Source organism: Cupriavidus pauculus (assembly GCF_008693385.1).
In the GTDB taxonomy this organism is placed as follows: Bacteria; Pseudomonadota; Gammaproteobacteria; order Burkholderiales; family Burkholderiaceae; genus Cupriavidus; species Cupriavidus pauculus_D.
In genome coordinates this window covers 315669-327497 of sequence record NZ_CP044065.1, presented here as the reverse complement: position 1 = coordinate 327497, position 11829 = coordinate 315669, and the positions used below count along the sequence as shown (strand labels likewise).

General features: G+C 68.1%; 13 protein-coding genes. All 13 read left to right on the top strand.

Translation table 11 applies throughout. The features are described from left to right. Nucleotides 1-270: 270 nt before the first annotated feature. The 13 genes from FOB72_RS01545 to FOB72_RS01485 all read left to right on the top strand — a co-directional run bounded on the left by FOB72_RS01545 (nucleotide 271) and on the right by FOB72_RS01485 (nucleotide 11822). Nucleotides 271-456, top strand: a complete 186-nt coding sequence (locus FOB72_RS01545) for a Flp family type IVb pilin (protein ID WP_411859805.1) — start codon at nucleotides 271-273, stop codon at nucleotides 454-456. Nucleotides 457-563: 107 nt separating this feature from the next. Continuing rightward, a complete protein-coding gene (locus FOB72_RS01540) occupies nucleotides 564-1178 on the top strand; it encodes a prepilin peptidase (RefSeq protein WP_150370927.1) in 615 nt (204 codons plus the stop codon). Between the two features lie 61 nt (nucleotides 1179-1239). Next, nucleotides 1240-1422 (top strand): hypothetical protein, encoded by a 183-nt coding sequence (locus FOB72_RS01535; RefSeq protein ID WP_150370926.1) that lies wholly within the window; start codon nucleotides 1240-1242, stop codon nucleotides 1420-1422. A 117-nt stretch (nucleotides 1423-1539) separates the two neighbouring features. Next, a complete protein-coding gene (gene cpaB / locus FOB72_RS01530) occupies nucleotides 1540-2379 on the top strand; it encodes a Flp pilus assembly protein CpaB (protein WP_150370925.1) in 840 nt (279 codons plus the stop codon). A gap of 32 nt (nucleotides 2380-2411) precedes the next feature. Continuing rightward, nucleotides 2412-4352: a type II and III secretion system protein family protein gene (locus tag FOB72_RS01525; protein ID WP_223851384.1), complete on the top strand. Its 1941-nt coding sequence runs from the start codon at nucleotides 2412-2414 to the stop codon at nucleotides 4350-4352. Between the two features lie 28 nt (nucleotides 4353-4380). Beyond that, entirely contained in the window at nucleotides 4381-4683 is a 303-nt protein-coding gene (locus FOB72_RS01520; RefSeq protein WP_150370924.1) for a hypothetical protein, read from the top strand. 24 nt (nucleotides 4684-4707) lie between these two features. Beyond that, a complete protein-coding gene (locus FOB72_RS01515) occupies nucleotides 4708-5916 on the top strand; it encodes a CpaE family protein (protein WP_150370923.1) in 1209 nt (402 codons plus the stop codon). Between the two features lie 36 nt (nucleotides 5917-5952). After that, nucleotides 5953-7365, top strand: coding sequence for a CpaF family protein (locus tag FOB72_RS01510; RefSeq protein ID WP_150370922.1), 1413 nt, complete (start codon nucleotides 5953-5955; stop codon nucleotides 7363-7365). A 12-nt stretch (nucleotides 7366-7377) separates the two neighbouring features. Then, a complete protein-coding gene (locus tag FOB72_RS01505) occupies nucleotides 7378-8361 on the top strand; it encodes a type II secretion system F family protein (protein WP_150370921.1) in 984 nt (327 codons plus the stop codon). 30 nt (nucleotides 8362-8391) lie between these two features. Continuing rightward, a complete protein-coding gene (locus FOB72_RS01500) occupies nucleotides 8392-9348 on the top strand; it encodes a type II secretion system F family protein (RefSeq protein ID WP_150370920.1) in 957 nt (318 codons plus the stop codon). Between the two features lie 32 nt (nucleotides 9349-9380). Further along, nucleotides 9381-9857: a TadE/TadG family type IV pilus assembly protein gene (locus FOB72_RS01495; protein WP_150370919.1), complete on the top strand. Its 477-nt coding sequence runs from the start codon at nucleotides 9381-9383 to the stop codon at nucleotides 9855-9857. Next, on the top strand, nucleotides 9857-10489 hold the full coding sequence (locus tag FOB72_RS01490) for a TadE/TadG family type IV pilus assembly protein (protein ID WP_150370918.1): 633 nt from the start codon (nucleotides 9857-9859) through the stop codon (nucleotides 10487-10489). The genes FOB72_RS01495 and FOB72_RS01490 overlap by 1 nt, the downstream gene beginning before the upstream one ends. 25 nt (nucleotides 10490-10514) lie before the next feature. Further along, entirely contained in the window at nucleotides 10515-11822 is a 1308-nt protein-coding gene (locus FOB72_RS01485; RefSeq protein ID WP_150370917.1) for a vWA domain-containing protein, read from the top strand. Nucleotides 11823-11829 lie beyond the last annotated feature (7 nt).

Below are 11829 nucleotides of genomic sequence, written 5' to 3'. Positions count from 1 at the left end.
ATTCAGGCGCGGGCCGGTCCCTGGAGAAGGTCGGACCGGTCCGCGGCGCCCAACGGGGTGCATGGCCTGCCGGGAGCAGCCACGCATCGGGCGACGCGCGCCGCAGCGGTCTCTGGCCGCGGCGGGGCCGCCTGGGCAGGGTGGAACGGGAACGCGCTCGCGCCAGCGGCCGCGGTCCGGTTTGGCCCGGCCGGCATTGCCGGCCGAAGCTTGTGCCCGGTCTCCAGCGGGCGCTTTTTTCCCATCAACCATGACGTGAAGGAGAAGGACATGAACACCATGTTCGAAGGCATCAAGCGTTTTGCACATGAGGAAGACGGCGCCGCTGGCATCGAATACGCGCTGCTGCTCGCATTCGTGGCCCTCTGCATGGTCGCCGCGGGTCCGGCGATCGAAACCGCGGTCACGACGATCTGGACCCGCATCCAGACCGCCCTGACGGCAGCTTCGACCTGAGTCGATCGGGTCGGGCGGTGCGCCGCGCGGCCCGGGAAGTGCGCCACTTTCCGGGCTTCGCGCCGCGCCTCCGTGCTTCATCGTTCAACGATTGAAAGGATCGCATCATGGCCATCGAACCCGTCAGCTCGCTGTCCCGCCTGCTGGAGCCGCTCGCCGCGCTCGCCGGCATGGCCACCGCCGGACAGCTGGGCCGCTTCGATGCGCTGACCGCCATCGGCCTGCTGGCGCTGGTGGGCACGGCCGCCGTGACCGATTTCCGCAGTCATCGTATTCCGAACCGGCTCGTCGCCACGGCCGCCATCGCGGCCCTGCTGCTGCAGATCGCGCTGCATGGGGCGGGCCCTGGCGCATGGCTCTGGTTCACCGGCCTCGCGGCCGGCATCGCGCCCTTCGTCGTGCTGTACCTCGTCAGCGCGGTGGGCGCGGGCGACGCAAAGCTGATGGCCTGCGTGGGCGCGTTCGTCGGCCCCGAGACCGCTCTCGAGATTCTGATCGCCACGCTGCTGTGCGGCGGGGCGATGGCAGTGTGGACCATGGTGATGCGCCGGCACGTGCGCCGCACGATGGCCGGGGTGATGGGCACGCTGCTGTGGCTGCCGTTCAGCTGGCGCGCCGGCAGCGAAGGCACCGCGCAAACGAACATGACGACCACCGCGCGGCTGCCCTATGCAGTCGCCATCGCGGGCGGCGTCCTGCTGGTCATGACGGGCGTCCTCTGACGCCGGCCACCGACGGGCATTCGACAGGCAACACAGGGAAGTCAGGAACGGGAGAAACATCATGGCCAGGTCAGACCGCAACGCACGCAACGCACGCAAGGACGGCGACAGCAACGCCGGCGACACCGCCGCCGCCAGCCAGCGCCCCTGCCCCTCCCGCTTCTGGAGCCGCTCGCCGCAGGGCGAGGCGCCGCTGCAGGCGGGCCGCCACATGCGGCAGCTCGCGGGCCGAATGTTCCGCTAGCGCAGCGACGCTCGCCCGCATTACCGCACCACCGCATCACGACCATGGCGCGCCGGCAACCGGCGCGGCCAGGGCGGCGTGCATGCGTTCGCACCGACAGACCGGAGGGACCTTGAAATGAGAAACGTACGCACACTGGTGATGCTGCTGGTCGCAGCCCTCGCGGGCCTGGCGGCGGTAGTGATGGCCTCGCGCTGGATGGTCCAGCAGAGCGCCGGCAGCACCACCAAGGTCGCGGTCGCTACCGCCGACATCAATCTCGGGCAACGCCTCGCGCCCGAGTTCGTCAAGCTCGTCGATTGGCCGCGCGAAAGCCTGCCGCCGGGCGCGATGCGCGACGTCGCCACGATCGACGGCCGCGTGACCAAGGCAAGTGTGATGCGCGGCGAGCCGATCCTCGAGTCGAAGCTCACGCCCGCGGGCACCAAGGGTGGCCTCTCGGCCGTCATTGCCGAAGGCAAGCGCGCGATCACCGTGCGCGTGAACGACGTGGTTGGCGTGGCGGGCTTCGCGCTGCCCGGCAGCTTCGTCGACATCATCGTCAATACGCAAAAGGACAAACCCGACGGCGCGCAACCCGAGCAATCGATCTCGAAGATCGTGCTCGAGAAGATCCTCGTGCTCGCCGTGGCGCAGGAAGTGAACCGCGACGAAACCAAGCCGAAGGTCGTCAACGCGGTAACCCTCGAAGTGTCGCCGGTCGAGGCGGAGAAACTCGACCTCGCGCGTAGCGTCGGCTCGCTCTCGCTCGTGCTGCGCAACCAGGTCGAGCAGCGCCCCGTCGATACGGCGGGCGCCACCAAGCGCAGCCTGCTCAACGAGCCCGTGGTGCAGGCCGCCGCGCCCGCGCCGGTCGTCCGTGCCGTGCAGGTCGTGCAACGCGTCGTCGAGAAAAAGCTCAACAGCCAGTGCGTCGGCGTGATCAGCGGCATGCAACAGAACCAGGAGTGCTTCTAAGCACCGTGTCCATATCCACCGGGGGAATCGAAATGAAAGCCAGCCATACGCCCGCGCGGACCCCACGGTCTACGCGCTCCACCGATCGCCCGCGCATGCGCCGGGTCCTGCGTACCACCACCCTCGCGAGCCTCGCGTTCGTCAGCGTCTGGCTGGCCAGCGAGCAGGTACAGGCCGCGGAGGAAGCGGCAGCGGCTTCGGCCGCCGCGGGGCAGCCGACACGCATCGCGGCGACGGGCCCGATCCAGCTGACCATCGGCGCCGCCGCCGCGCCGGCAGCACCGGCCGACGGCAGCATCAGCCGCGGCCCCAGCTGCGTCGGCGCCGCCGCCGAGCCCGAACAGGTCACCGTGCCCATCGGCAAGTCGCGCATGCTGCCGCTGCCCGAGCCCGTGCGCACGCGCACGCTCGGCAATCCGAGCATCGTCCAGGCGATGCTGGTCTCGCCGCAGACACTCTATGTGCTCGGCCTCGACGTCGGCACCACGAACATGATCGTGCAGGGACGCAGCGGCCGCTGCACGGTGATCGACGTGACGGTCGGTGCCGATCCGGCCGGCCTGCAGTCCGCGCTCCACTCGCTGCTGCCGCAGGCCCGCGCGGTGCGCGTCTCCGCGGCGGCCGACAGCCTCGTGCTGTCCGGCAATGTGCCGGACGCGATCGTCGCGCAGCAGATCATGGATATCGCCAACGCCTTCGTGCAGCGCCAGAGCCGCAGCCCGCTGCAGGCGCCGCAGCAGCCGATGGGCACGCCGGCGCCCACGCCGGGCACGCCTGGCATGCCGATGATGCCGGCCATGGCGATGGGCGGTGCGATGGGCGGTGCAATGATGCCGATGGCCAACAACCTTGCCGCCACGAGCAACGGCGGCATGCCCGTTCGCAACCCGCGCATCATCAACATGATGTCCGTCGATGCCCCGCAGCAGGTGATGCTCGAGGTGAAGGTGGCCGAGGTGTCGAAGACGCTCATCGACCAGCTCGGCGCGGCCGCGAACCTGCAGGGCGCGTTCGGCAGCTGGTCGTTCGGCCTGCTCGCGAACTTCCTCTCGGGCGCCTCGGGCGTGATCACCGGCTCGAAGGCGAACAACCTGCCCTTCCAGGTCGCGATCGACGCGCAGAAGGGCGACAGCCTCGTCAAGATCCTCGCCGAACCGAACCTGATGGCGATCAGCGGGCAGGAAGCGAGCTTCCTCGCCGGCGGCAAGGTCTTCATTCCCGTGCCGCAATCGACGTTCGGCGGCGTGACCTCGATCGTGCTGCAGGAAGAAACCTTCGGTGTGGGCCTGCGCTTCACGCCGACGGTGCTCGCCAACGGGCGCATCAACCTCAAGGTGGCACCGGAAGTCTCCGAACTGTCGCCGACGGGCGTCGCGCTCACCGCGCCGAACCTGTCCGGATCGACGATCCTGCCGCTGATCAATACGCGACGCGCGTCCACCACGCTGCAGGTGATGGACGGCCAGAGCTTCGCCATCGGCGGCCTGATCAAGAGCGGTGTGACGGGCAGCCTCAAGGGACTGCCCGGCGCGAGCGAGCTGCCGATTCTCGGCAACCTGTTCCGCAGCACGAACTTCCAGCAGGACCGCAGCGAACTGCTGTTCGTGGTAACGCCGCGTCTGGTCAAGCCGCTGCCGGCCAACTATCCGATGCCGACCGATTCGTTCGGGCCAGTGACGCCGGGCGAGGTCTTTATCAACGGCAATATGGAAGGCCACCCGCGCACGCCGCCGATGGTCGTGCCGCAGCCGCAACCGATGCCCGCCCCCGGCAGCGCCCTGCCCCCGACCACATCGATCGCGCCGGCGCCGGCAACGGTCAACACGGTTGCGGACCCTGCCGTCACCGCAACGCCGCTGGCACCGACGCCGCAGCAACCGGCGAGCGGCGGCTTCACACCGACGGCCGCGCTGCCGCCCTCCGCGCCCCCCGCCACGGCGTCCTCGCTGGCGGCGGCCAGCAGCACGCAGTAGTCCGCACGGCATCGTCAAGGAGACCGACATGAACTCACGTCCCATCGCCACCGCCCTCACCGTCCTCGGCGCGCTGCTCACGCTCGGCCTCGGGGGCTGCATGAACACCTCGCCCGTCTGGGACGCGCACTTCGGTGACGCCGTGCGCACCGTGCGCATGATGCAGACGCTCAATCCCAATGCGCCATACAACCCCGACCCCGTCACGGGCGTCGATGGCCGCGCGGCCACGTTCGCCATGGACCGCTACAACCAGTCCTTTCGCAATCCGCCGACCGACACCAATGCGTACGTGATCGGCGTGGGCGGCGGCAGCGTGGGTTCGCCCTGAACTTGCATCCAACGGAGATTCGCCATGGCAAAGCTTATCCTGGTGTCGGCCGACGACACCCGCGCACGGCAGATGCTGGCGCTGGCCCAGCAGGCCGACATCCAGCGCCAGCCGCAGCTCGTGTGCGCGGAGCCCGCCAAGGCGCTCGCCATGGCCGGCCTGATCCACACGTCGGATTTCCTCGTGCTGCAGGCGGACGAGTTCGACGCCGACGTGCTCGAACGGCTGCGCCAGCGCTTTCCGGAACCGGGCGACGTGCCCTGCATCCTCGTCACGCCGGCGCCGTCCGCGGACCTGCTGATGCGCGCGATGCGCATGGGCGTGCGCAGCGTGCTGCGCTGGCCGCTCGACCCGCGCGAATTCCACGCCGAGCTCTGCCGCGTGGCCGCGCGCACACCGGCCGAGATGCAGGCCGAGGCGCGCACCATTTCGTTCTCCTCGTGCAAGGGCGGTGCCGGCACCACCTTCGTCGCGGCGAACTTCGCGCATGCGGTGGCCGCGCTGCGCGGCAAGCGCGTGCTGCTCGTGGACCTCGTGCAGCAGTTCGGAGACGCCGCGTTCGTCGTCACCGACAAGAAGCCGCCCGCCACCATTGCCGATATCTGCCAGCAGGCGGGCCGGCTCGATCTCGCGCTGCTCGATGCATGCATCACGCATGCGCATCCGAATCTCGACGTGATCGCCGGCGCCGGCGATCCGGTCAAGGCCGGCGATCTCAAGGCCGCGCATCTCGAACTGATCCTCGACCTCGCGCGACCCGCGTACGACGTGCTCGTGTTCGACGTCGGGCAGGAGATCAATCCGTCGTCGATCATGGTGCTCGACCACAGCGACTCGATCCACTGCGTCACGCAACTGTCGCTGCCCTACCTGCGCGCGGGCCGCCATCTGCTGGACATCTTCCGTTCGCTCGGCTACCCGGCCGAACGCACGCAGCTGGTCGTCAACCAGTTCGATCGCCACGCACCCATCACCGGACGCACGCTCGAGGAAACCCTCGGCGCGCGCGTGGCCCATACGCTGCCGCACGATCCGAAGACCGCGCGCGAAGCGGCCAACCAGGGCGTGCCCGTGCTGCAGCTCGCGCCGCACAGCGCGATCTCGCGCGCGTTCACGCGCATGGTCGATGACATGTTCCCGCAGGCCGGCGCGCGCGAAGAAGGCTTGTTCTCGCGGCTGCTGGGCCACCGCGCCGCGCCGGCCCGGCCGCTCGCGCTCGGCAAGCAGGCCTGACGCCGCCACCGATCGAGACCCCCACGGAGAACCGCCATGTCCCTGCGCGCCCAACTGTTCGAGAAAGCCGGCGAGGCCATGCCGGACCATGTGGTGGCCGCCGATACCGGCACCGCGGCCAACGCCTGCCATCCGGGCGGCGGTAGCGCCCAGCCCCCCGGGTCGGGCGCCAACGCCGCCTATCAGCAACTCAAGCTCGATATCCACGCGGCCATCATCGAGCGCGTGGAACTGGAAAAGCTGCAGCGCCTCACGCCCGATCAGGTACGCCGTGAAATCGCGGTGCTCGTCGAGCGCATCATCGAGGAACGCAATATCCCGATCAACGAGGCCGAACGGCGCAGGCTCGTCTCCGACGTGCGCGACGAGATGCTCGGCTACGGTCCGCTGGAACCGCTGCTCGCCGATCCCACGATCTCGGACATCCTCGTCAACACCGCGAGCAAGGTCTACGTGGAACGGCGCGGCAAGCTCGAACTCACCGACGTGACGTTCCACGACGACGCGCACCTGCTCAAGGTGATCGACCGCATGGTCTCGCGCGTGGGCCGGCGCATCGACGAATCGAGCCCGATGGTCGATGCGCGCCTGCCCGACGGCTCGCGCATCAACGCGATCATCCCGCCCTCGGCCGTCGATGGCCCGCTGCTGTCGATTCGCCGCTTCGCGGTGAATCCGCTGATGGTCAAGGACCTGGTCGAACTCCAGACGCTGACGCCGCCGATGGCGCAGCTGATCGAGGCGATGGTCAAGGCCAAGCTCAATATCCTGATCTCCGGCGGCACCGGCAGCGGCAAGACCACGATGCTGAACATCCTCTCGGGCTTCATTCCCGCCAGCGAGCGCGTGGTGACCATCGAGGACGCGGCCGAACTGCAGCTGCGGCAGGACCACGTGCTGCGGCTGGAAACGCGTCCGCCCAACATCGAGGGCCGTGGCGAGATCACGCAGCGCTCGCTCGTGCGCAATGCGCTGCGGATGCGCCCGGACCGCATCATCCTCGGCGAAGTGCGCGGCGCGGAAGCGCTCGACATGCTCCACGCGATGAACACCGGCCACGAAGGCTCGCTCGCCACGATCCACGCGAACAGCCCGCGCGACGCGCTCACGCGCCTCGAGAACATGGTCAGCATGGCGGGCCTCTCGCTGCCGCCGCGCACGATGCGCCAGCAGATCACGTCCGCCATCACGGTGATCCTGCAGGTATCGCGGCTGACCGATGGCCGCCGCAAGCTGCTGAGCATCCAGGAAGTCACGGGCATGGAGAGCGACGTCGTCAACATGCAGGAGATCTTCACGTTCAAGCGCTCGGGCGTCGATGCCGACGGCCGGGTCAAGGGCTACTTCTGCGCGACGGGCGTGCGGCCGCACTTCTCGGACCGCCTCGCCGCGTTCGGGCTGTCGGTGCCCGAGCGGCTCTACGAGCCTTCGATACGGTTCGACGTCTGATTGGAGACCGCCATGGACAACACGCTGATCGGCTTCGCGCTGTCGCTCTTCATCGCCATCGTCGTGATGCTCGCGCTCGGCTATCAATGGTGGATGCGCCGCCATAGCGCGGCCGCGCGCCGCTTCGACCGCCGCCTGCGCGCGGTGTCGGAAGCGAGCTGGCAGGAAGACGGCAACGGTGCCGGCTCCATCGTCAAGGACCGCGCGTTCAGCCGCTCGCCATTCGTCGCGGCGCTGCTCGAGCGCATGCCGCGCATCCACGCGCTGGACCGCATGCTGATGCAGTCGGGGCTGCGGTGGAACGTCTCGACGTTCACGACCATCACGTTCCTGCCGCCGGTGGCGCTGTGGCTGCTGGGCCGGCTGCTGGGCGTGCCCGACCTCATGCTGACCGTCGCCTGCCTCGGCTGGCTCGTGCTGCCGTTCTGGCACGTGCAGCGCCGCCGCGCGCGCCGGCTCGCACGCATCGAGATGCAGTTGCCCGAGGCCGCGGACATGATCAGCCGCGCGCTGCGCGCCGGCCACTCGTTCTCGAGCGCGCTCGATATGGCCGGTGCCGAATTGTCCGATCCGCTCGGCGCCGAGTTCCGCACCACGTTCGACGAGATCAACTACGGCGCCTCGATGCACGATGCACTGACCAACCTGGCCGAGCGCGCGCCGCTGCCCGACCTGCGCTACCTCGTCATCGCGGTGCTGATCCAGCGGGAGTCGGGCGGCAATCTGGCCGAGATTCTCGGCAACGTCGCCTACATCATTCGCGAACGCATGAAGCTCATGGGCCAGGTGCGCGTGCTGTCGGCCGAGGGGCGGCTGTCCGGCATCATCCTCGCGTTGCTGCCGTTCGGGCTGGCGGGCGCGATGTACCTCGTGAACCCCGGCTTTCTCAAGCCGCTGCGCAACGATCCGGCCGGACCGTGGATCGTCGGCTATGCGCTGCTGCTGATGGCGCTGGGACTCGTGTGGATGCGCCGGATCGTGCGGATCCATATCTAGACACCGGGAGATCGCCATGAGGAGTGCGACATGAAAGTCGAACAGATCGCGGTACTGGTGCTGACGTTCGTGCTGGCCTTTGGCGCGGCGCTCGCGGCGATGTTGCTGCTCCAGCCCGATGCTTCGCGCAAGCGCATCCAAGAGGCTTCGCGCGCCACGGCCGGGGAGGACGACACGCCGTCGGTCCTGCAGGACGAATGGCTGCAACGGCTCGCGCAGGCATCGAAGCCCCTCGCGAAGCTCGCCGTGCCGAAGGAAGGCTGGGACGGCTCGGTGCTGCGCACGCGCTTCATGAACGCCGGCTGGCGCAGCCCCGCGGCGATTCCCGTCTACTTCGCGGCCAAGACCGCGCTGGCACTTGCGTTCCCGCTTGCGGTGTTCCTCGCCACGGGCGGTGTGGTCAGCGAGGACAACCCGCGGCTGTTGCCCATCGCGATGCTCGCCGCGGCCATCGCGGGCTTCTACCTGCCGGACCTCGTCCTGCGCCGGCGCATCCGCCAGCGCAAGCAGGAAATCTTCGAGGCGTTCCCCGATGCGCTGGACCTGATCACGGTCTGCGTGGAGGCGGGCCTCGCGCTCGATGCGGCGCTGCTCAAGGTGGTGGAGGAACTGCGCAGCCAGCGCGGCGCGCTGGGCGAAGAGCTCGAACTGCTGGTGCTGGAGTTGCGCGCCGGCCTCTCGCGCGAAAAGGCACTGCGCAATCTCGCGCTGCGCACGGACGTCGATGACGTGGACATGCTGGTCAGCATGCTCGTTCAGGCGGACCGCTTCGGCACGAGCATCGCGGAGTCGCTGCGCGTGCAGGCCGATACGCTGCGCACACGGCGCCGACAGCGCGCCGAGGAATGCGCGGCGAAGATCGCGGTCAAGCTGCTGTTCCCGCTCATCTTCTTTATCTTTCCGTCGCTGATGGTCGTACTGCTCGGCTCGCCCGCGCTGCAGTTCTATCGCGCGCTCATGCCGTTCATGATGGGACAGGGCGGATAGCCGCCCACGCTGCCATGCAAGGGGGGATTCCCATGACTGCACGCATCCTTCGTCGCGCTCGCACGCGTGGCGCCAGCGCCGTCGAGTTCGCGCTCGTGGCCCCGTTGTTCTTCCTCACGTTCTTTTCCATCATCGACTTCAGCGCGATGATGTGGGCCAACCTCACCATGCAGCACGCGGTGCGCGAAGGCGCGCGCTATGCGGTGACGGGCCAGACCAACCTCGACCCCAACACGAGCAGCCAGCAGCGCTATCGCGCCGTGCTCGAGAAAATCCACGACAGTTCGCTCGGGGTGTACGACATGTCCGGCGCGCAGGTCACCACGCGGGTCAACGGTACCTCGCAGGCCAGCGGCGCGGGCATGTTCGGCTCGGCCGGCGACATCGTGATCATCGAGGTCACCTGCAACTGGCCGCTGCTCACCCCCGTCGTGGCCGCGTTCTACACCTCCACCGGCGGCAAGTACCGCTTTCGCGTGGCGGCCACCATGCGCAACGAGGCCTTCTGATGACTCCCGCACGCACCCTCCGGACCCAGCGTGGCACGCAACGCGGCATCGCCGTGATCGAGTTCGCGATCCTGATGCCGATCTTCGTGTTCCTCACGCTGCCCGTCATCGACTTCGCCCGCGCGATCCAGGCCAACCTCATCCTCGTCAACCTCACGCGCGAAGGCGCCAGCCTGGCGTCGCGCAGTTCGCAGACGCCGCAGGTCATCATGAACTCGCTCGCGCAGACCACGCCGCCGCTCGATATGGGCCGGCGCGGCATGATCTACGTGACCAAGGTGATGGGCAATGCCGAGAACTGCAACAAGTCCGGCACCAACTGCACGGTCCGCAATATCGTGCTCGAGCAATATCGCTGGACGGGCGGCTGGAGCATGGGCGGCAGCGCGCCCGCCAGCAAGACGTACGGCAGCTGCAGCCGCTGGGGCAACGACGGCAGCTGTTCGAGCCTGCCCTCGCCCGGCACCGGCTCGCCCACCGCCAACACGATGCCCGGCAAGATCGCCGACGGGCAGGTCATCTGGGTCGTGGAGTCGTACTACAGCTTCAACATGTTCTTCCAGGGTCTGGGCATCGGCACGCTGCGGATGCCGACGCTCGGCCCCAACCTGTATTCCTCGACGGTGTTCTGAGCGAAGCCAAGCGGCAGGAGGCACCATGAAACCCCTCTCCCCACGACATGCACGTCAGCAAGGCCAGATCACGATCATCGCCGCGCTGACGATGATCGGACTCGCGGGCATCGTCGGGCTGGCGGTGGACGCCGGCATGGCGTACGTCACCAAGGCGCGCCTCAACGCGGCCGTGGACTCGGCCGCCGTGGCCGCCGCGCGCGCCGTCACCAACGGCACGACGCAGGCCCAGCAGACCGCCTCGGCACAGCAGGCCGCCTCCGACTTCTTCCACGCGAACTTCGCCAACGGCTATCTGCGCGGCACGCCGTCGCTCAACACCCCGACCGTGCAGTTCGAACAGGGCAAGGTCACGATTTCGGTTTCCGCCACGAGCACGATGCCCCTCACGCTGCTCAAGGTCCTCGGCTTCAACAACGTCGCGGTCGCGGCCACGTCCACGACGATCCGCAAAGACCTCGACATGATCTTCGTGATCGACTCGTCGGGCTCGATGGGTCCGGTCTGGAGCACCGTGCGGTCCAATGCCAACAGTTTCCTGAACCAGTTCAGCCCGACGACCGATCGCGTGGGCCTGGTACATTTTTCGTCGGGTGGCCTCACGGACATTCCCATCCGCACGTCGCAGCGGGGCTTCGACCGGCCCACGATGCAGACGACCATCACCAATATGAGCAACGGCGGCAACACGAACTATGCCGAGGGGCTCTGGCAGGCACGCGCGCAGCTCAACAGCATTCTGCAGACCAACCGGTCGAGCCTGCGCGTGGTGGTGTTCTTCTCCGACGGGCGGCCCAATACGATCGCGGCCACGTACCAGCTCAACGGCAATCGCACCTGCGCGGGCGGCATCACGGCGTCTTCCCCCACCGCGACGCCGAGCGGCTACTACACGTTCGACAAGCAGAACTCGACCATGGGCGGCAACTGCGACGCGGTCAATGGCAACAAGGCGCCGACGCAGATGCCCACCTACTACAACGTGCACAACGCGAACGATACCGAGTTCCTGATCGTCGGCAGCAAGCCCAACACGGTGACGGCCGCCACCAACGGCAACAATCTCGCACGCAATGTCTACAACGCGGCGGCCAACGTACCGCTGGCCATGGCGTCGTCCATGCGCGACGCGGGCGTGTATATCTTCACGCTCGGCCTCGACGGCAACGGCGGCTTCGACGCGGATCTGCTGCGGAACATGGCCAATACCCCAGACGCCCCGTCTTACAACAACAAGCAGACAAGTGGCGTGTACTGCTACGCGGCCACGATCAACGACCTGCGTCCCTGCTTCGCGAAACTGGCCTCGGAGATCCTGCGCATTTCCAAATAGCTGTGGG